General features: G+C 69.5%; 17 protein-coding genes. 5 read left to right on the top strand and 12 right to left on the bottom strand.

Annotation, left to right across the window (positions count from 1 at the left end):
- Window positions 1–30 precede the first annotated feature (30 nt).
- The 5 genes from C7H84_RS04625 to C7H84_RS04605 are packed head-to-tail and all read right to left on the bottom strand — an operon-like array spanning window position 31 to window position 5,022.
- Complete coding sequence (locus C7H84_RS04625) at window positions 31–855, bottom strand: ABC transporter ATP-binding protein (protein ID WP_121857623.1); 825 nt, start codon at window positions 853–855, stop codon at window positions 31–33.
- Complete coding sequence (locus C7H84_RS04620) at window positions 849–1,955, bottom strand: ABC transporter permease subunit (protein WP_121857622.1); 1,107 nt, start codon at window positions 1,953–1,955, stop codon at window positions 849–851. Before C7H84_RS04620 ends, C7H84_RS04625 begins: the two co-directional genes overlap by 7 nt.
- Window positions 1,956–1,959: 4 nt before the next feature.
- Window positions 1,960–3,018: an ABC transporter substrate-binding protein gene (locus C7H84_RS04615; RefSeq protein WP_121857621.1), complete on the bottom strand. Its 1,059-nt coding sequence runs from the start codon at window positions 3,016–3,018 to the stop codon at window positions 1,960–1,962.
- A 43-nt stretch (window positions 3,019–3,061) separates the two neighbouring features.
- Window positions 3,062–3,916 (bottom strand): class II aldolase/adducin family protein, encoded by an 855-nt coding sequence (locus C7H84_RS04610; protein ID WP_121857620.1) that lies wholly within the window; start codon window positions 3,914–3,916, stop codon window positions 3,062–3,064.
- A gap of 20 nt (window positions 3,917–3,936) precedes the next feature.
- Window positions 3,937–5,022, bottom strand: coding sequence for an LLM class flavin-dependent oxidoreductase (locus C7H84_RS04605; RefSeq protein WP_121857619.1), 1,086 nt, complete (start codon window positions 5,020–5,022; stop codon window positions 3,937–3,939).
- Between the two features lie 490 nt (window positions 5,023–5,512).
- On the opposite strand from C7H84_RS04605, the gene C7H84_RS04600 reads away from it, so the two are divergent.
- Complete coding sequence (locus C7H84_RS04600) at window positions 5,513–6,937, top strand: acyl-CoA dehydrogenase family protein (RefSeq protein WP_240461960.1); 1,425 nt, start codon at window positions 5,513–5,515, stop codon at window positions 6,935–6,937.
- Window positions 6,938–6,998: 61 nt separating this feature from the next.
- Here C7H84_RS04600 and C7H84_RS04595 read toward each other — a convergent pair whose 3' ends face one another.
- Entirely contained in the window at window positions 6,999–7,922 is a 924-nt protein-coding gene (locus tag C7H84_RS04595) for a LysR family transcriptional regulator (protein WP_121857618.1), read from the bottom strand.
- 74 nt (window positions 7,923–7,996) lie between these two features.
- Between C7H84_RS04595 and C7H84_RS04590 the strand changes: the two genes are divergently transcribed.
- Window positions 7,997–8,563 (top strand): cysteine dioxygenase, encoded by a 567-nt coding sequence (locus tag C7H84_RS04590; RefSeq protein WP_121857617.1) that lies wholly within the window; start codon window positions 7,997–7,999, stop codon window positions 8,561–8,563.
- Between the two features lie 133 nt (window positions 8,564–8,696).
- Window positions 8,697–10,331, top strand: a complete 1,635-nt coding sequence (locus C7H84_RS04585) for a rhodanese-related sulfurtransferase (RefSeq protein WP_121857616.1) — start codon at window positions 8,697–8,699, stop codon at window positions 10,329–10,331.
- Window positions 10,332–10,404: 73 nt separating this feature from the next.
- Here C7H84_RS04585 and C7H84_RS04580 read toward each other — a convergent pair whose 3' ends face one another.
- The gene (locus tag C7H84_RS04580) at window positions 10,405–11,550 is read right to left on the bottom strand and encodes a glycerophosphodiester phosphodiesterase (RefSeq protein WP_121857615.1); all 1,146 of its coding nucleotides are present in this window, start codon (window positions 11,548–11,550) and stop codon (window positions 10,405–10,407) included.
- 378 nt (window positions 11,551–11,928) lie between these two features.
- Here C7H84_RS04580 and C7H84_RS04570 point away from each other — a divergent pair, with 378 nt between their 5' ends.
- Together C7H84_RS04570 and C7H84_RS04565 are read left to right on the top strand one after the other, a co-directional pair.
- Window positions 11,929–12,993, top strand: a complete 1,065-nt coding sequence (locus C7H84_RS04570; protein ID WP_121857613.1) for a phytoene/squalene synthase family protein — start codon at window positions 11,929–11,931, stop codon at window positions 12,991–12,993.
- A gap of 489 nt (window positions 12,994–13,482) precedes the next feature.
- Window positions 13,483–14,697, top strand: a complete 1,215-nt coding sequence (locus C7H84_RS04565) for a porin (protein ID WP_121857612.1) — start codon at window positions 13,483–13,485, stop codon at window positions 14,695–14,697.
- 165 nt (window positions 14,698–14,862) lie between these two features.
- On the opposite strand, the gene C7H84_RS04560 is transcribed toward C7H84_RS04565, so the two are convergent.
- From C7H84_RS04560 to C7H84_RS04540, 5 genes are read right to left on the bottom strand one after another with little or no spacing between them, the layout of a single operon-like run.
- A complete protein-coding gene (locus tag C7H84_RS04560; protein WP_121857611.1) occupies window positions 14,863–16,395 on the bottom strand; it encodes an efflux transporter outer membrane subunit in 1,533 nt (510 codons plus the stop codon).
- A gap of 10 nt (window positions 16,396–16,405) precedes the next feature.
- Complete coding sequence (locus C7H84_RS04555) at window positions 16,406–17,560, bottom strand: ABC transporter permease (RefSeq protein WP_121857610.1); 1,155 nt, start codon at window positions 17,558–17,560, stop codon at window positions 16,406–16,408.
- Window positions 17,557–18,504, bottom strand: coding sequence for an ABC transporter ATP-binding protein (locus C7H84_RS04550; protein ID WP_121857609.1), 948 nt, complete (start codon window positions 18,502–18,504; stop codon window positions 17,557–17,559). The genes C7H84_RS04555 and C7H84_RS04550 overlap by 4 nt, the downstream gene beginning before the upstream one ends.
- On the bottom strand, window positions 18,501–19,466 hold the full coding sequence (locus C7H84_RS04545; protein ID WP_121857608.1) for an HlyD family efflux transporter periplasmic adaptor subunit: 966 nt from the start codon (window positions 19,464–19,466) through the stop codon (window positions 18,501–18,503). Before C7H84_RS04545 ends, C7H84_RS04550 begins: the two co-directional genes overlap by 4 nt.
- Window positions 19,463–20,161: a TetR/AcrR family transcriptional regulator gene (locus C7H84_RS04540; protein ID WP_121857607.1), complete on the bottom strand. Its 699-nt coding sequence runs from the start codon at window positions 20,159–20,161 to the stop codon at window positions 19,463–19,465. Before C7H84_RS04540 ends, C7H84_RS04545 begins: the two co-directional genes overlap by 4 nt.
- Between the last annotated feature and the right edge of the window lie 105 nt (window positions 20,162–20,266).

Here is a 20,266-nt window from a genome sequence, read left to right as displayed (position 1 = left end):
ACCGGCAATCCTGCGAACGACCTCCCGCATCTACCAGCTCGCATCGAGTCCGAGATGCCGCAGCGCTTCGTGGCGCAGCTCGGCAAGACGCGGGTCGCCGCGATGGCGCGGATAGGGCAGGTCCACACGCAGTTCCGCGACGATTCGCGCGGGACGCGGCCCGAACACGATCACGCGCTGCGCGAGAAACAGCGCTTCCTCGACATCGTGCGTGACGAGCAGCGCGGAGAACCCGTCGCGTTGCCACAGCGCGGTCAGCTCGGCCTGCATCGTCAGGCGCGTCAGCGAATCGAGCTTGCCGAGCGGCTCGTCGAGGATCAAGAGGCGCGGATCGTTGACGAGCGCGCGGGCGAGCGCGACACGCTGCGCCATCCCGCCCGACAGCTGATGCGGAAACACGTTCGAGAATTCCTGCAGCCCGACGCGCGCGAGCGCATCGTCGACGCGATGCTGCGCGGTGCGTGCGACGCCGCGCGCCTCGAGGCCGAGCGCGACGTTCGCGCGCACACGCCGCCACGGATAGAGCGTCGGATCCTGGAACACGACGATGCGCGACGGATCGGGCCGCTCGATCGGCGCGCCGTCCTGCGCGATCGTGCCTTGCCGCGCGGGATCGAGGCCCGCGACGAGCCGCAGCAGCGTCGATTTCCCGCAGCCGCTCGGGCCGAGCAGCGCGACGAATTCGCCGGCCGCGACCGACAGCGTCACGTCGTCGAGCACGGGCAGCGGGCCGCCGGGGCCGTCGAACGCGTGGCTCACGCGACGGATGTCGATGCGCGCGCCGCGCGGCGCCGGTGCAACGGACGCGGCGGCCGGCGTCGCAACGGACGGTTCGAGAACGGCGGCGCTTACCATTTGACGGTTCCTTTCTGCCATGCGAGCACACGGTCGCGCACCGCGAACAGCAGCGCGATCAGCCCGGAAAACAGCAGCGCCATCACGATCAGCGCCGCATACATGTTCACGTACGATGCCCAGCCCTGCGCCCAGCTCAGGTACCAGCCGAGCCCCGACTTGACGCCCATCATCTCGGCGACGACCAGCACCGTGAACGACGCGCTCAGTCCCATGAAGATGCCGACGAACACGTGCGGCAGCGCGGCCGGAATCGCGACGCGCAACACCAGGAAGCGCGCGTTCGCGCCGAGCGTGCGCGCGACGTCGTAGTACTGACGGTTCACGCTCGCGACGCCCGACCACGTCAGCACCGCGACCGGGAAGCCGGTCGACAGCGCGATCAGGAACGCGGCGGCCGAATAGCTCGTCGGGAAGAAGTAGAACGTGAGCGGCAAGAGCGCGGTGGCCGGCACGGGGCCGAGCACGCGCAGCACCGGATGGACCCAGTAGCCGATGCGGCGCGACCAGCCGATCGATACGCCGACCGCGAACCCGACCGCGACGCCGTACGCGAACCCGAGCGCGAGGAGCTTCAGCGTGTTGCCGGCGCTGCCCGCGAGGCGCGGCCAGTCGTCGACGTAGACCTCGATCAGCGCCTGCGGCGGCGCGAAGAACGGCGTCGGCAGCCAGCCGGTTTTCGCGGTGACGATTTCCCACGCGGCGAGCACGAGCGGCAGCGCGACGAGCCACGGGCCGGCCGGCCGTACGCGGGCGAGCCGGGTGCGCGTGGCCGGCACGCGATGGCCGAGCGTCGCGGCGACCAGCAACAGCGCGCCGATCACCCACGCAGCGATGCCGAACGTGTCGGTGTACGCCCAGTCGGTGAAGCCGACGACACGGTTCGGCCACAGATACGTAACCGCGCCGAGCGCGCCCCACGCGAGCGCCGCGACGATGCCGGTCGGCCAGGTGCGCGCGCGACGGGCTTCGGCCGCGAGCGTCGCGTCGCAGGCCGTGCACGCGGCACGCGGCGCAGCGGCAGCGCCGGCAGTTGCGGTGGCGGCGCCGGGGGGTGCCGATGCGCTGCGTGCGGCGGACGCGTGTTCGATCGTCGACATCGCGTCACCCCAGCACGTTCGCATAGACCTGCTGCGCGAAGCGCTGCGGGTCGGTGCTCTTCTTCAGCACGCTGATCCGGCGGAAATCGTCCGCGTAGAACGCGATTTCCTGCTGCAGGTCGACGTTGGTCGGGTGGTGCGTGTAGGTCAGCGTCGCGTACAGCTTGCGCAGGTCTTCCGGATTGATCTTCGGCGAATACTTCGCGAACGCCTTCGCCGCTTCGTTCGGGTTGTCGTGCGTGTACTCGGTGGCCTGCACGATCGAGCGCGCGAGCGCGGCCGCGGCCGGCCGGTCGTTGCGCACGAGGTCGCCGCGCGCGCCGATCACGCAGCACACCTTGCGTGCGTATTCGCCGGACAGGTTCGTCGCCAGTTCGGTGTACGCGCCGTTGCTGCGCTTCTCGAGCAGGTAGAGGTTCGGGTCGCCGTCGGCGATCGCCTGGATCTCGCCCTTGTCGACCGCGACGCCGAGCAGGTCGGCCGGATACTGGCGCCACGTGATGTCGCGCTCGGGATCGATGCCGTTCTTCGCGAGCAGGATCGAGAAGAAGTGCTTGCCGGGCGCGGCGAGATCGCTGACGCCGACCGTCTTGCCCTTCAGCGCCTGCAGCGTCGTCACACCGGCCGTCTTCGAGCCGAGCAGCCGCACGCAGCCGCCGTGCGAGCTGCCGATGATCTTCACGTCGAAACCGGCTTCGAGCGGCTTGAGCCAGCGGTGGATCATCCCGACCGCCGCGTCGGCCTTGCCGGTCGCGATCGATTCGAGCAGCTGGTCGGTCGATCCGCTGTAGTTGACCAGTTCGACCTTCAGCCCGTTCTTCTCGAAGAAGCCGTTCTCCTGCGCGACGACGATCGGCGTCAGGCAGAACGCGTTCTGGTTCCACGCGAACGTGAGCTTCTTCAGCGGCGGCGCGGACCAGGCCTTGCGGCCGAGCGTGATCGCCGGTGCGGCGAGCGCGACGGCGCCGGCCGCGCGCAGCAGCTTGCGGCGTTTGTCGTCGTGGGCGCCGGATGGCGCGGCGGCGGGTTCGGTGCGTTCGGTGAATTCGGTGTGTTTGGTCATGGTTTGGTCTCCGGTTCCGGTCGTGCGGCAGTCGCTCAATCGCTCAGTCAAGCAGGTCGGGTTCGTCCGCGACGACGCGCGCGAACAGGCTGTCGAACGCATGCAAGGCGCCGTCCGGGCCGCCGATCTGGCCGTGCGTGTGTTGCGCGGTCGCGTGATCGATCGGTTGCGGCGTGCCGGCCGCTTCGGCCAGCAATTGCGTATGCGCGACGTTGTCGAGCGCGATGTACCACCACGCGGCGGCCTCGACCGTCGGCCCGGCCGTCAGGATTCCGTGGTTCTTCAGGATCACGCCCTTGTGCGTGCTGCCGTCGGGCTTCGCGAGCGCGTCCGCGATCCGCGCGCCTTCGCTCGTATCGACAACCATCCCCGTGAAGTCATCGAACAGCGCGTGGTCCTCGTAGAACACGCAGGCATCCTGCGTCAGCGGATCGAGCGGGCGGCCGAGCGTCGACCACGCCTTGCCGTAGGTCGAATGCGTATGCGCGGCGGCGACGAGGTGCGGATGCGCATCGTGAATCGCCGCATGGATCGCGAATGCGGCCTTGTTCAGCGGCCGGTTGCCGATCGCGGTCTCGCCGCGCGAATTGACGAGCAGCAGGTCCGATACCTTGATCTGCGAGAAATGCACGCCGAGCGGATTCACCCAGAAGTGATCGGGCAGCTCCGGATCGCGTGCGGTGATGTGGCCGGCGAGGCCCGACGCGAAACCGTAGCGCGCGAACAGGCGGAACGCGGCCGCGAGCCGCTCCTGCCGGTGGCGGCGCTCGGCGGCGACGTCGACGCGCGGCGCGGGCGGATCGAACCAGAAATGCTGGCGCGGCGTGTCGGCGAGCACGAGGCCCGACGCGGTGCGCGCGGGCGACGAAGAGGGCGAAGCGGACAGGACGGCGGACATGGCAGGCGTCTCCCTTTGCGTCAGGCGGCGCGGCGCGCCGCGTCGCGTGCGGCGACGCCGCTGCGCACGCGCGGTATCAGTTCGCGGCCGAAGTCGATCGCGTCGTCGAGCGGATCGAAGCCGCGGATCAGGAACGTCGTCACGCCGAGGTCGTAGTAGTCGAGCAGCGCATCGGCCACCTGTTCGGGCGTGCCGACCAGCGCGGTCGAATTCGAGCGCGCGCCGGTGAGCTTTGCGATCTCGGTCCACAGCCGCTTGTCGACCCGCGAGCCGCGATCGGCCGCGGCGAGCAGGCGCCGCGCGCCTTCGCTCTGCTGCGGGCCGCCGGTGCCGAGGCCGGCCGCTTCGCGCAGCCTGCGCGTTTCGTCGAGGATCCGGTGCGCACGCGCCCACGCTTCGTCTTCGGTCGCCGCGAGGATCGGCCGGAACGACACGGAGAAGCGCACCTGGCGGCCATGCTTCGCGGCTTCGGCGCGCACGCGCGTCGTCAGCTCGCGCACCTGGTCGAGCGATTCGCCCCACAGTGCGTAGACGTCCGCGTGCTTGCCGGCCACTTCGAGCGCGGCGTTCGACGCGCCGCCGAAGTAGATCGGCACGTGCGGCTGCTGGAACGGCTTCACTTCCGAGAAGCCCTGCTTGAAGCGGTAGTGCGCGCCGTCGTGATCGAACGGCTGCGCTTCGGTCCAGATGCGCCGCAGGATGCCGAGGTATTCGTCGGTGCGGGCATAGCGTGCGTCGTGGTCGAGGAAATCGCCGTCGCGCTGCTGTTCGCTGTCCGAGCCGCCGGAGATGAAGTGCACGGCGAGCCGGCCGCGGCTGAACTGGTCGAGCGTCGCGATCTGCCGCGCGGCCAGCGTCGGCGCGGTGAAGCCCGGACGATGCGCGAGCATGAAATGGATGCGCTCGGTCGCTGCGGCCGCGAACGCGATCGTCAGCGTCGCGGACGGGCCGGTCGAGTGATGCGGGACGAGGATCCGGTCGAAGCCGGCCGTTTCGTGTGCGCGGGCGAAGTCGCGCACGTAGTCGGGGTCGACGACGGGGCCGGCAGGCGGATGGATTTCCGACTGCTTCTGGCTCTGGATCATGCCGATGAATTCGACGCTCATCTGGGTCTCCGATGCAAGGACGGCCCGGCGCGGCCTGCAACGGCGGGCCGGGGCGGGGATGGAGCGCAGATTACCGCCGGGATCATGCGAAACGGAAATAATCAATCCGGATTTGAATATCAGATTTGCATGGTTTGGGCGCGTGCGGCTTGCGCATACGCTGTGGGCTCGCGATCGAGTCGGCAGGGCGTCGGCGGCGTGTCGCGGGGTTTTCCGAGCGGGACGGGAACCGGGCGGCATGCGGCTCAGGGGCGGCGGCACGGTTCGAATACCGGTCTTGATGCCGGGTGCGTGCGCGCAGCGGTCGCGACGAACGCCTGCGGATCAAGCCCGGAGAATCCGCCGCCGGTGGCAGTCACTTCCTGCCGGGTTCAGTCGCGTGCAGCCGATCGCCGCCGGCTCCCCGGCCCGCCGCGCCATCCGCCGACCGATCTCTGCCGTTACCGCTGTTACGTTATCCAGCTACCCAGCCTCCGAGGGAATCCGACCCATGTCCGCCCGCCTTGCCGCTTCCTCGCCGCTTCCGCCGCAGTCGTCGCTGCGCCACCTGCCTGCCGACGATGCACGCGTCGCCGCGCTGCTCGAGCGTCTCGCGCCCGGCCTCGCGGCCGACGCCGCGCGCAACGACGTCGACGGCCGCTTCCCGCACGAAAACTTCGCACGGCTGCATCGCGCCGGGCTGATCGCGCAGGTGGTGCCGCGCGAGCATGGCGGCGCGGGCGCGACGCTCGCCCAGGCGAGTCGGATCGTGGCCGCGGTCGCGCGCGCCGACCCGGCGACCGCGCTGGTGCTGACCATGACGTATCTGCAGCATCGCGCGCTCGGCCGCGCGGACAACCGCTGGCCCGAGCGCGTGCGGCATGCGGTGTTCCAGAGTGCCGTCGACGAAGGCGCGCTGATCAATGCGCTGCGCGTCGAGCCGGCGCTCGGTTCGCCGTCGCGCGGCGGCCTGCCCGAAACGATTGCGCGTCGCGACGGCGACGGCTGGCGACTGTCCGGTCACAAGCTGTACAGCACCGGCATTCCGGCGCTGCGCTGGCTGGCCGTGTGGGCGCGCACCGACGAACCCGAGCCGCGCGTCGGCGTGTTCGTCGTGCGGCGCGAGCGCGATGCGGATGGCAATACGGCGGACGACGCGCGCATCCGCGTGATCGAAAGCTGGAATCACCTGGGCCTGCGCGCATCGGGCAGCCACGAAGTGGTGTTCGACGACGTATGGCTGCCGGCCGATCACGCGGTGGACGTGCGCGCGCCCGATGCATGGGCCGTGTCGGCCGCGAGCCATGCGGACGTCGACGCGCAGGCCGACCAGCAGGCGTGGATGGTCGCGCTGCTCGGCAGCCTCTACGACGCGGTGGCGCGTGCCTCGCGCGACTGGCTGCTCGAGTTCGCGACGACGCGCGCGCCGAGCGGGCTCGGTGCGCCGCTCGCGACGCTGCCGCGCGTGCAGGAGGCCGTCGGCGAGATCGAAGGGTGGCTGCACGCGAATCGCGTACTGCTCGACGAGCACATCGCACGCACCGATGCGGGCGACGCGCCGACGGTGACGACGAGCGGCCTCGTCAAGCGAACCGTGACCGAGCAGGCGATCCGCACGGTCGAGCACGCGTTGAAGCTGTCGGGCAATCACGGGCTGAGCCGCCACAATCCGCTCGAACGGCACTATCGCGACGTGCTGTGCAGCCGCGTGCATACGCCGCAGGACGACGCGATCGCGGTGGCCGCGGGACGCGCGGCGCTCGACGAGGCAGCGGCGGCGGCGCGGCGCGCAAGCGCAGCCCCGAACGCGGACGCGGAGGCGACGTCACGCAACGCGCCCGCGCGAGCCGCCTCCCCAAAGGCGAATACGGACGTGACCACGGACACGCACGGGACGTCGCACCCTGCGTCGGCATCGGGTCGAAACGATGCGTGAGCAGGGCGGCGCGGCAGTCGGGGCAAACCGGACGACGCCGTTCAGGCGCCGTCGATCGGGGTCAGGCGGCCTCGTCGTGCTCGCCCGCATCCGCGGGCAGCGCGAACGCGGTGCGCGCATGCGCGGCCACGGCCGCGAGCGGCGCGGCGAAGCGCGCGGCGTCCTGCCGGTGCAGCAGCCACAGATCGATCTGCGGCTTGAAATCGGCGAGCGGCACGATGTCGAGCGCGTCGCGCAGCGGACTGCCTTCGACCAGCGGCAGCGGCATCAACCCGATACCGAACCCGTTCGCGACGCTCTGCAATTGCAGGTCGCGGCCGTAGGTATCGAGCGTGACCGGCATCGGCAGCCCCTGCGCGTCGAGCGCGCGGCGCAGCCCCGCGCGAAAGCCGCAGCCGTCGGGATTGAGCACCCAGCCGCGCGCCTGACAGTCGGCGAGCCGGTAGCTGCGGCGCGGCCAGTCGCCCTTGCGGCCGACCGCGACGAGGCGCGTGTTGAGCAGCCGCGTGCCGTCGACCTGCGGCGGCAGCACCATTTCGCGGGCGAGAAACACCAGCGCCGCGTCGAGCTCGCGGCGCGCGACACGCTCGACGAGCATCCCGCCCCACGCGGTCGTGACCTGCGTGGCGAGCGCCGGCCATTGCCCGGCGAGTTGCGCGAGCAGGCCGGGCAGCATCAGTTCGCCGAGCCCTTGCGTGAGGCCGATGCGGAATTCGCCTTCCGGCGGCCGCTGGCCGGCCGTCAGTTCGCGCAGCGCGTCGACTTCGCGCAGGATCGCGCGGCACTGTTCGACCACCTGCAGGCCGATGTCGGTCGGGCGCGGCGGCTTGGTGTTGCGGTCGAGCAGCGTAACGCCGAGCGCTTCCTCGAGGTTCTGCACGCGCCGCGTGATCGCCGGCTGCGTCATCCCGAGCTCGGCGGCGGCCTGGCTCAGCGTCTGGCAGCGGACGACCGCTGCAAAAGCGTCGATATCGCTAATTTTCATGTTTGTTCTGCATGGTATTTCGGGTGCATCATGACAATCCATCATATTCGGCATCATATTCGAGGAGGCAGCCGATGAGTACGCTTTCGTTGCATCAGACGCCGCTGCGTCCGTTCGTCGACGGGCTGGGCGCATTGCTCGCGTCCGGCGCGAACGAGGCGCGCATTCTCGACGAGGGCGGCGCGCTGCTCGCCGCGCTCGTCGCGCACGACGACTGGCTGCCCGACGCGTTCGCGCAGCCCGATCCCGAGCGCTACCGCCAGTACCTGCTGCATCTCGATCCCGACGAACGGTTTTCCGTCGTCAGCTTCGTGTGGGGGCCCGGCCAGACGACGCCGATCCACAACCACACGGTGTGGGGGCTGATCGGGATGCTGCGCGGTGGCGAGTTTTCGCAGCCGTACCGATTCGACGCGGCCGGCAAGCCGGTGCCGGCGGGCGACGCGGTGCGGCTGCAGCCGGGCGAGGTCGAGGCCGTCTCGCCGCGCATCGGCGACGTCCATCGCGTGACCAACGCATTCGCCGACCAGGTGTCGATCAGCATCCACGTGTACGGCGCGAACATCGGCACGGTCGAGCGCGCGGTGTTCCTGGATGACGGCACCGTGAAGCCGTTCGTGTCCGGCTATTCCAACGCATGAACGAACGCATGATCGAACGAAGGATGCCGCGCGCCACACGCGCCCCGTTGCGGGCGAGCGCCCGCCGGCTCGAGATTCAACCGTTTCCCGTTTGCCTTCTTCACCGACTTCAACAGAATCCGACAGAGACATCGTGACGCAATCCGCCGATTCCAATTCCCAGACTTCCCGTTTCCCCGTCGCGTCGTACCAGGACGTGCGCGCCCGACTGCTGGCCCGCGACGAACTCGCGCTGATCGACGTGCGCGAGGAAGATCCGTACGCGCAGGGCCATCCGCTGTGGGCCGCCAACTTTCCGCTGTCGAAGCTCGAACTCGACGCGTGGACGCGCATTCCGCGCCGCGACACGCCGATCGTCGTGTTCGGCGAAGCCGGCGGAGAGGATCTCGCGCCACGCGCGGCCGCGAAACTCGCGCAGCTCGGCTATACCGACGTGCGGCTGCTCGATGGCGGCCTCGCCGGGTGGCTTGCCGCCGGCGGCGAGCTGTTCATCGACGTGAACGTGCCGAGCAAGTCGTTCGGCGAATGGGTCGAGGCCGAGCGCCATACGCCGTCGCTGTCCGCGCAGGAAGTGCAGGCGCTGATCGATGCGAAGGCCGACGTCGTGATCGTCGACGCGCGCCGCTTCGACGAATACCAGACGATGAACATCCCGACGTCGACCAGCGTGCCGGGCGCGGAACTCGTGCTGCGCGTGCGCGCGCTCGCGCCGAACCCGGCCACGCAGGTCGTGGTGAATTGCGCGGGCCGCACGCGCAGCATCATCGGCACGCAGTCGCTGATCAACGCGGGGCTGCCGAACCCGGTCGCTGCGCTGCGCAACGGCACGATCGGCTGGACGCTCGCCGGCCAGACGCTCGAGCGCGGCGCCGCGCGACGTTTTCCGGACGATATCGATCGCGCGCAGCGCGACGAGGCCCGCCGCGCCGCGCGCGCGGTGGCCGAGCGGGCCGGCGTGCCGCGCATCGCGCTCGCGGACGTCACCGCGCTCGACCAGCCGGGCCGCACGCTGTACCGCTTCGACGTGCGCACGCCGGAGGAATACGAAGCCGGCCATCTGCCCGGCTTCCTGAGCACGCCGGGCGGCCAGCTCGTCCAGGAGACCGATCATCACGCGGCGGTGCGCGGCGCGCGGATCGTGCTCGCCGACGACGACGGCGTGCGCGCGGACATGACCGCGTCGTGGCTTGCGCAGATGGGCTGGGACGTGCGCGTGGTCGAGCCGGCCGGCACGGCGGCATTCACCGAGCGCGGCCAGCCGCCGCGCGACGTGCCGGCGACGCCGCAGGTGGCCGAGGTATCGCCCGCGACGCTCGCGGGCTGGCTGAAGGAGGCGGCCGACGGTGAAATCGCGATCGTCGACGTGACGGCCAGCGCGAACTACGTGAAGCGCCATATCCCCGGCGCGTGGTTCGCCGTGCGCGCGCAGTTGCGCGACGCGCTTGCCGCGATTCCGCCGGCGCAGCGCTATGTGTTCACGTGCGGATCGAGCCTGCTGGCGCGCTTCGCGGCGGACGACGCGCGCGCGCTGCTGCCGGCCGACGCGGCGATCTCGGTGCTGACAGGCGGCACGGCCGCGTGGATCGACGCGGGGCTGCCGCTCGAGCACGGCGAAACGCATCTCGCGTCGCCGCGCATCGACCGCTACCGTCGTCCGTACGAGGGCACCGACAACGCGGCCGCCGCGATGCAGGCGTATCTCGACTGGGAATACGGGCTGGTCGATCAGCTGAAGCGGGACGGCACGCACCACTTCCGCGTGATCTGACGATCCGGGTACGGCGCGGCAATCGGCGCGCGCCGCGACAGGCTCGCCCCCCGGTTGCCGCACGTTCGGCGGTTCAGCGCTTGAACGTATCGACGGCCGTACGCCCGACGGCCGGATCGTCGGTGAAGAAGCCGTCGATGCCCGCGCGCAGGTACGCTTGGATCTCGCGCACCGAGCCGGTGGGGTTGCGCGTGGCCGGCGTGCCGCCGTCCTTCAGCGACGCGGGCAGGAAATTGTTCTCCGGGCGGAACGTGTACGGATGCACGACGAGGCCGGCCTCGTGCGCGTAGCGCACGTACGGCGTCGGCGGCTGCAGCGTGCCGTCCGCGGCCACCGCGATGATCGACGTCTTGTACGGGCCGACGCCGTTCGCATAGGACGCGATCTCGCGCATCCCGTCGCGGGTCGACAGGTCGCCGTAGGTGCGCTTGTCGTTTGCCTTCACGAAGTCGTACGGCCGCTGGCCGGCTTCGTCCATCAACTGCACGAGCTTCCAGTTCGGCTGGCTCGACTTGATCCGGTTGCGGATCGCCTTCAGGTTCGCGACCTCGAACGACTGGATGTAGACGGTGGCCGTGCGCGCCGTGTAAGGATCCTTCAGCAGCGCGTCGACGAGGCGATCCTCGAGCGGCAGGCCGATCGACTGGAAGTAGGTCGGGTGCTTCGTTTCCGGATACAGGTGGACCGTGCGGCCCGTCTGCGCGGACATCTGCTTCGCGAGCGCGATGATCTCGTCGAAGGTCGGGATCTCGAACTGGTCGTTGTACGCGGTGTTCGCCGGGCGGATCTGCGGAATGCGTTCGCGCGCGCGCAGCGTCTTCAGCTCGGCGAGCGTGAAATCCTCGGTGAACCAGCCGGTCAGCTGCGTGCCGTCGATCGTCCTGGTCGCCTTGCGGCTCGCGAACTGCGGCAGCGTCGACACGTTCGTCGTGCCCGAGATCTCGTTCTCGTGGCGCGCGACGAGCACGCCGTCGCGGGTCGACACGAGGTCGGGCTCGATCACGTCGGCGCCGTCCTCGATTGCCTGGCGGTACGACGCGAGCGTGTGCTCGGGGCGCAGCGCGCTCGCGCCGCGATGGCCGACGACCTGGACCTTCGCGGCGATCGGCAGCGTGGGATCGGTCGCCACGACATCGTCGCCGCCGCAGGCGGCAAGCAGCAGGGCGGCGGCACAGGCGAACGGGATGCAGCGCAGGGCGGCGGGGCGCGTGAAGAGCATGGCGGTGAACCTTCGAAACGGAAGTCGGTGAAAGGGCGGCCGATCCTGCGGCGCGGGCAGGCGCGCCGGGCGCCGCCGAGAGGGATCGAACGGGACGCGATCGTCGCACCGGATCATTACATATGTATTGCTTTCGCCTTTCTGTTTCGTTGTCGCCTCCAAGGGGCGAATTGCCCGGTCGGCGCGACAGTGCGCGCCCGGTAATCCGGCCCTCGTCGCGAGCCGGTGGCCCGGATGCACTAAACTTGCGGGACTTTTGCATCGCCGCGCCGGGCCGACACCCGCCCGCGCACGGCGATGCGGCGACTCGCGGGCCGGCGCGGGCGCCCGGTGCCGCGTATGCGTCCGGGGCCCGCGCCGGCCGATTTTTACCGACCCATGACGACTCATACCGATTCCGCCTACCTGCTCGGCGACCTGCTGAAGAACGTTTCGCGCTCCTTCTACCTGACGCTGCGCGTGCTGCCCGACGGCATGCGCGAGCCGGTCGGCCTGGCCTACCTGCTCGCCCGCGCGGCCGACACGATCGCCGACACGGCGCTCGTCGCGCCCGATCGCCGCGCGGCGCTGCTGACCGATCTGCGCAATGAAGTCGACCAGCTCGGCGACGGCGCGGCGCTGTCGCGCGCGCTCGAGGACGTGACGCGGATGCAGACCGATTCGCACGAGCACGTGCTGCTCGGTTCGATGGAGCCGATGCTCGCGCTGCTGCGCGCACAGCCGGACGGCGACCGCGCGTCGATCCGCAAGGTCGTCGCGACGCTGACGTCGGGGATGGAGTTCGACCTGCGCATGTTCCCCGACGAACAGTCGGGGCAGGTCGCGTCGCTGCCGAACCGCGACGAGCTCGATCGCTACACGTACCTGGTCGCCGGCTGCGTCGGCGAGTTCTGGACCGACATGACCGGCGCGCACACGCGGGCCGCGCGCGGCTGGGACTTGCCGGACATGCGCGAGAAGGGCATCCGCTTCGGCAAGGCGCTGCAGATGACCAACATCCTGCGCGACTGCGCGAAGGACCTGCGGATCGGCCGCTGCTATCTGCCGGAAAATGTGCTGGCCGAACACCGCGTCGGCGTCGCCGACCTGATGTCGCCCGACGCGTCGGCGCGTGCGCGCGGCGTGCTGGTCGACCTGCTGCGCGTGACGCTCGATCAATATCGCGACGCGTGCCGCTATACGCTGGCGATTCCGCGCCGCTTCGTGCGGCTGCGGCTCGCGTGCCTGTGGCCGATCATGATCGGGCTCGAAACGCTCGAACTGCTGGCCGGCCACGATGCGTGGCTCGATCCCGCGGTGCCCGCGAAGGTGCCGCGCAAGCGGATCTACCGGATCATGGCGGCGTCGCTCGCGCTGGTCGGTTCGAACGCGGCGATCCGTGCGCGCACGAGCGCGCTCGTCGACGCGGTCAACCGGCAGATCGCGCAGTCGCTCGCGCGCTGAACGCGCGACACGATGCCGGCGCGACCCGTGCCGGCATCTCCATTCGGCCCGCGTTCGCCGGGCCGCTCCTGTCCGATTTTCCCCACACCCACTGAAACGTTTTCACGATTTCGTTTCCCGAAACGTGGGTGTCATGAATGTCGGCGATCCTGCGCGGCGGCGTGAACACCACGGCACCGGTCGCGGTCACGCATTTGTAAGAAGGTTCGTGCCGAGGCGTCTGACGACATCGGGCGGTCGCGATGCACCAGTAAAAATGTAAAGCTAGGGTTTTCACCGGGAAATGCCGGAGACGCCCGCCGCGTAAGCGTTTTCAGGTGTGTTGTAACCGTTTGGTGAACCGCTGCGTTGCGTCGATCATACGATGACCGACTGCGCGTATTGGGAAACGGTTGGTAATCCGTCAGAATCGCACCGGCATGTACTCGCACATGTGTCAGTCATAAAACCACACCAGAAAAGAAATCATTCTTTGAGGACGGAGAATCAATGAAAAAGCGCGTCGCTTTCGCCATGACGGCAGTGGGTCTCGCAGCCGCTACCGCAGCCCACGCTCAGAGCAGCGTGACCCTGTACGGTATCGTCGATAACGCTATCGCTTACCAGAACAACTCGTCGGCAACCGGCGCGACCACGGGCGGCCACTCGAAGGTGCAGATGGCCACCGGCATCTGGGCGGGCAGCCGCTTCGGCCTGAAGGGCAGCGAAGACCTCGGCGGCGGCACGAAGGCGATCTTCCAGTTGGAAGCCGGCTTCAACGCGAACAACGGTTCGTCGCAATGGACGAACGGCATCTTCACGCGTCAGGCATGGGTTGGCCTGACCAACCAGACGTACGGTACGCTGACGGCAGGCCGCCAGTACACCGCGTATTACACGCTGCTGTCGCCGTACAGCCCGACGACCTGGCTGACTGGTTACTACGGCGCGCACCCGGGTGATATCGACTCGCTGGATACCAGCTACCGCGCAAACAACTCGCTCGTCTACATGTCGCCGAAGTTCTACGGCTTCACGGTCGGCGGTTCGTACTCGTTCGGCGGCGTCGCAGGCGCGACGAACCGCGGCTCGACGTGGAGCGCGGCGGTCCAGTACCTGAACGGCCCGGCAGGCATCGCGGTCGGCTATCAGCGCATCAACAACGCGACGCTCGGCGGCGGCGTGTGGGGCGCGAACTCGACCGCGCAGAACGGTCTGGATACGGCAGGCAACGGTGCGGAACAGGCCGTGTCGTCGATCAACAACGGCTACAAGACGGCACAGTCGCAACAGCGCGTCGCGGTCACGGCCGGTTACCAGTTCACGCCGTCGTGGGACATTTCGGCGTCGTACTCGAACGTCCAGTACATCCCGGGCGTGGGCTCGTCGTTCCGCAACACGGCGATCTTCAACACGGCTGGCGCAGTGCTGCACTGGAAGGCATCGGCTCAGTGGGACTTCGCGGCAGGCTACTCGTACACGCGTGCGACCGAGTCGAACGGCATCTCGAGCTCGGCCAAGTACCACCAGGTCACGCTGTCGCAGTACTACAGCCTGTCGAAGCGCACGGGCCTGTACGCAGTTGAGGCGTGGCAGCACGCGAGCGGCAACACGCTCAACGGCTCGGCGGTCATCTCGGCAACGACGTCGATCGGCGACGGCGTGGGCGCAGGTTCGAAGCAGAACCAGATCGCTGCAGGCGTTGGCCTGATCCACCGCTTCTGATGTCGCGCGGCGCGCGAGCGCCGCTCACGGCATGCGGTACCAAGAAACCGGCCTTCGGGCCGGTTTTTTCATGGGCGGCGTCTTTTGCAATCCTGAGGGATGAACCGCCATGTTCCGCCGGCGTCGACCGCGCCCGGCCCCCGTGCTGCGGAGCCGTCCCGCCCGTCACTCGGCGGAATCGTCCTTCCAGCTCCCCGCGAGCGCCTGGAACAGCGCCGCCGTATCGGCAAGCCGGTCGGCCTGCGCGCGCGTGCGATCGAGCGCGGTCTGCAGCGCCTGTCGCTGCGCGTCGAGCAGCGCGAACGTGCTGATTGCCCCGGCCGCGTAGCGGTCGCCGGCAATCGCGTTGCCCGCCGCCGCTTCCCGTTCGGCCGTGTCGCGCGCCGCCAGTTCCGACGCATCGTGTTCGACCGCACGCATCGCGTCGGCCACCTGCTGCAGCGCCTGCAGCACGGTTTCCCGATAGCTTGCGAACGCAGCATCGTAGGCGGCTTGCGCCGCCCGTTTCTTCGCGCGTAACTCACCGCCGTGAAAGAGCGGCTGAGTCAGGCCGAGGCCGACGTTCCAGACATTCAGCCCGCTGACGATATCCGCGATGCGCGTGCGTTCCGAACCGATCCCCGCCGAAATCGAAAAACGCGGATACAGGTTCGCGGTCGCGACGCCGACGTTCGCGCTCGCCTGATGCAGCATGGCTTCCTCTGCGCGGATATCGGGCCGCTCGCGCGCGAGTGTCGACGGCAGGGCGACCGGCACCGTGCGCGGCAATTCGAGCGCGTCGAGCGTGAGGTCGGGCAGCTCGGCGGCGGACGGCGGCGCGCCCAGCAGGATCGCGAGCCGATGGCCGGCCTGTGCGAAGCGCGCCTCGAGCGGCGGCAGCGATGCTTGAGTCTGCGCGAGCAGCGTGCGCTGCGCATGGACATCGGCGCGCGACACGCCACCGGCCGCGAAGCGCGCGTCGACGATGCGCAATTGATGCGTCTGCGCGTCGACGAGCTGCCGCGTGAGCGCGATCTGCTGCGCGAGCGACGCGCGCAGGATCGCGGTCGCGACGACGTTGGCCGCGAGCGTCAGGCGCGCGGCGTCGAGCAGGTACGCCTGATAGTCGACCTGCGCGCGCAGCGCTTCGAGCGCGCGCCGGTTGCCGCCGAACACGTCGAGTGCATACGACACGCTCACCGACGCGTCGTACAGCGTGAACGGCCCGGGATTCGGCACGTTGGCCGGCAGCCCGAACGCGGCGACGTCGACCTTCTCGCGCGTCGCGGACAGGTTCGCGTCGACGCGCGGCAGCATCGTCGCGCCGGCTTGCGCTGCGTGGTTCTGCCGCGCTTCATCGAGCCGCGCGCGGGCCTCGGCGAGTGTCGGGCTGTTCTGCCATGCGGTATCGACGAGGCGGTTCAGCGGTTCGGAGCCGAACCGCGTCCACCAGCGTTGCAGCGTGTGCGCGGCCGGCGCGAACGTTTGTGCGTCGCCCGCCGGGCCGCCGGTGCCTGCCGTCGTGGTCGGCGCTTCGTCACGCGTGTAGTGCTGCGTGGCCGGCGCGTCCGGCGCGCGGAAATCCGGTCCGACCGCGCATCCGGCGACGAGCAGCGCAGTGACGAGCAGCGCTGCGGCGGCCAGCGTGCTGCGGCGGGCGGCGCGAGATGTGCGCGAGAGGCTGGATGCGCTGAACGCGCGACGCGAAGCCGGTTTCATCGCGCGCCTCCTAGTCGAGCGTGCGCCGGTAGAAGCGCAGCGCGACACCCATCACGACGACGGTGAAGAGCGCGACCGGCCACACGGACGGCCACAGGTCGGCCCATGCGTTGCCTTTGAGCAGGATGCCGCGCACGAGCCGGTTGAAGTAGGTGAGCGGCAGCAGGTTGCCGATGAACTGCGCCCATTTCGGCATGCCGGCGAACGGGAACATGAAACCCGACAGCAGGATGTTCGGCAGGAAGTAGAACACCGCGAGCTGCATCGCCTGCAGCTGGTTCTGCGCCAGCGACGACAGCGTGATGCCGACGGTCAGGTTCGCGGCGATGAACAGCAGCGCGGACAGGTAGATCGCGAACGCGCCGCCGACGAACGGCACGTCGAACACATAACGCGCGGCGGCGAGAATGATCGACACCTGGATCAGCCCGATGAACACGTACGGGACGATCTTGCCCGTCATCACCTCGAGCGGCCGTACGGGCGTCGCGAGCAGGTTCTCCATCGTGCCGCGCTCGCGTTCGCGCGTGATCGCGAGGCCCGTCATCATCACCATCGTCATCGTCAGGATCACGCCCATCAGGCCGGGCACGACGTTGTACTGCGTGATGCCTTCCGGGTTGTACAGGCGGTGCAGCACGACGTCGAACGCCGGCGGGCGGCCGTTCAGGTGCGCGAGCGGGCCGGTCAGGTCCTTGTCCGCGACGGGCTGCACGAGCCCCTGCAGCGCGCCGATCGCCGACGCGGTCGCGACGGGATCGGTCGCGTCCGCCTCGACCAGCAGCGACGGACGCTCGCCGCGCAGTAGCCGCGTCGAGAAATCGGCCGGCACGCTCAGTACGAACTGCACGTCGCCGCGTGCGAGCGCATGCCGGCCGGCGGCGTCGTCGGGCAGCGTCCCGACGATGTCGAAGTAGGCCGAGTTGCGCATCGCGGCGACGAAGCTACGCGCGAACGGGCTCTGATCGGCGACGATCACCGCGGTCGGCAGGTGTTTCGGATCGGTGTTGATCGCGAAGCCGAACAGCGTGAGCTGGATGATCGGCACGCCGACGATCATCGCGAACGTCACGCGATCGCGGCGCAGCTGCAGGAATTCCTTCAGCACGATGCTCCACCAGCGCGCGACCGAGAACGCGCCGCGCAGGCTCGCCCGCGCGCTCATGCCGGCGCTCCGCCGGCGGGGCCGGGCGCGCGGCCCATCATGTAGATGAACACGTCCTCGAGCCCGGTGTCGATCGATGCGACCTGACACGATGCGTCGCCGCAGACCTGCGCGAGCGTCGCGTCGAGCTGTGCGGGATCGCGGCCGCTCACGTGCAGCACCGAGCCGAACACGACCGTCTGGTCGATGCCGGGCATCGTGCGCAGACGCGCGGCCAGCTCGGCCAGATGCGCGCCGGTGACCACGCGGGTCGACAGCTGCTGCGACGCGATGATCTCGGCCGACGTGCCCTGCGCGAGCAGTTCGCCGTATGCGATGTACGCGAGCTTGTGGCAGCGCTCGGCTTCGTCCATGTAGTGCGTGCTGACGAGCACCGAGATCCCTTGCGCGGCGAGCCGATGGAGTTCTTCCCAGAAGTCGCGGCGCGCGGCCGGGTCGACGCCGGCGGTCGGCTCGTCGAGCAGCAGCAGTTCGGGCTCGTGCAGCATGCACGCGGCCAGCGCAAGGCGCTGCTTCCAGCCGCCGGACAGCGCGCCCGTGAGCTGGTCCGCACGGCTCGCGAGGCCGAGCCCGTCGAGTGCGCGCGCGACGGCCGCGCGGCGATCGGGCATCCCGTACACGCGCGCGACGAAATCGAGATTCTCGCGGATCGACAGGTCTTCCCAGTACGAGAAGCGCTGCGTCATGTAGCCGACGCGCCGCTTGATCTGCGCGCTGTCGCGCACGATGTCGTAGCCGAGGCAGGTGCCGCTGCCCGAGTCGGGCGTGAGCAGCCCGCACATCATCCGGATCGACGTGGTCTTGCCGCTGCCGTTCGGGCCGAGAAAGCCGAAGATCTCGCCGCGCGCGACGCGCAGCGACACGTCCTTCACGACGTGCTTGTCGCCGAACCGCTTGTTCAGGCGGTCGACATCGATCGCGTACGGAGCCGGCTGCGCGTTCATCGCACCCTCACGGTGACGGGCTGGCCCGGATGCAGTTTCGGCGCGTCGGCGGGCGCGGGGCGCGCCTCGACCATGAACACGAGCTTGGTCCGGCTCTCGTTGCTGTAGATTACTGGAGGCGTGTATTCGGCGTTGCTCGACACGTACGTGATGCGTGCGGGCACGTCGGCCGCACAGCCGTCGCAATGGATCGCGATCGTGCGCCCCGGCGCGAGCGATGCGATCGCGGCCTCCGGCACGAAGAAGCGCACCTTCAGGTTCTGCGGCGGCAGCATCTGCACGACCGGATTGCCGGCCTGCACCCATTCGCCGACGCGGTAAAGCGTGTCGTACACGCGTCCGGCGGCCGGTGCGGCCACGCGCTTCTGGTCGAGCTTCCACTGCGCTTCGGCCACTGCGGCCTGGGCGGCATCGACCTGCGCGGCCTGCGCGGCGACCTGCTGCGCGCGGCCCGGCAAGCGCGCGACGTCGACCTGGTTCTGCAACTCGCGCATTTGCGCGGCAGTCGTCTGCGCGGCCGCGCGCGTATCGTCGAGCTGCTGTTTCGACAGCCCGCCGGCCGCGTACTGGCGTTCGTCGCGCGCGAGCTGCGCGGCGGCCCGCGCGGCCTGCGCGGTGGCCTGCGCCAGCTGCGCGCGCGTGACGGCGACTTCCGGCGGGCGCTTGCCGGTCTGCAGGTCGGCAAGCTGCGCGCGGGCGGCCGTGAGCTGATGTTGCGCCTGCTGCAGCGCGGCCGTTTCGCTGACCGCGTCGAGCGCAAACACCGGCGTACCGGCCGCGACGGCCTGCCCGCGTTCGACCGACAGTTGCGTCAGCGTGCCCGCCTGCGATGACGACAGGTACACGAATTCGCCTTCGACATAGCCTTGGTATGCGTTGCCGTCGTCCGCCGGCCGGCCGCAAGCGGCGAGCAGCGCACCGGCGGCGGCAAGCGCGAGCGGCAGCGCACGGGCCGTGCTCACGAGCGCCTCCGTGGCGAGCGTGCGCGCGCATCCGGCGCGGGGTCGGGCGGCTGGATTCCGGAGTCGAGCAGCGCGCGGACATGGCGATGCAGCACGTCGCGATCGATCGGCGGCAGGCCGCGCGCGCTTTGCCACAGCTTCGCGGTCGCGAGCGGCAGCATCACGAGCGCGATGATCGAATGAAACAGGAACGCCGGTTCGAGCGACGGATTCAGCGTGCCGCCATGTTGCGCGGCGCGGATGCGTTCGGCGAAACGCCCGACCTGCTCGAGCGGAATGCGCCGGACCATCCGCTCGCGCAGCAGCCCGCCTTCATGGACGATCTCGCGCAGCCAGATCGACGGCAGCCACGGCATCCGGTGCGTGACGTCGAAGAGCCGGTCGACGAGTTCGGCGACGAGCGCGAACGGATCGTTTTCGGTGTGCGGAGCAGTGGGCCGCCACACGAACGCGATCGCCTGCGCAAGCCGCTCCTCGACGATGGCATCGAGCAGCTGCTCGCGATTCGTGAAGTAGTAATGGACCATTGCCGACGTGACGCCGGCGGCCGCGGCGATCTGCGCGACCGTCGTCGCGGCGATGCCGCGTTCCGCGAACAACTGGATCGCGACGTCGAGCATGTGGTCGCGCAGGTCGAAATCGTCCACCGACGGGCGGCGTCCGCGCGGCCGGGCGACGGTGGCTTTCGCGTTCATGCAGACGACGCTAATTGATGAGTTAGTTAATTTCAAGGAAGGGTTTTCGCGCGCGTGGGCGCGGCTGGCTGGGCGGCGAGGCGTGGTGCGGGATCGCGGGGCGGC

The organism is Burkholderia sp. Nafp2/4-1b, assembly GCF_003635165.1.
In the GTDB taxonomy this organism is placed as follows: Bacteria; Pseudomonadota; Gammaproteobacteria; order Burkholderiales; family Burkholderiaceae; genus Burkholderia.
This window is presented reverse-complemented; position numbering and strand designations above follow the sequence as displayed.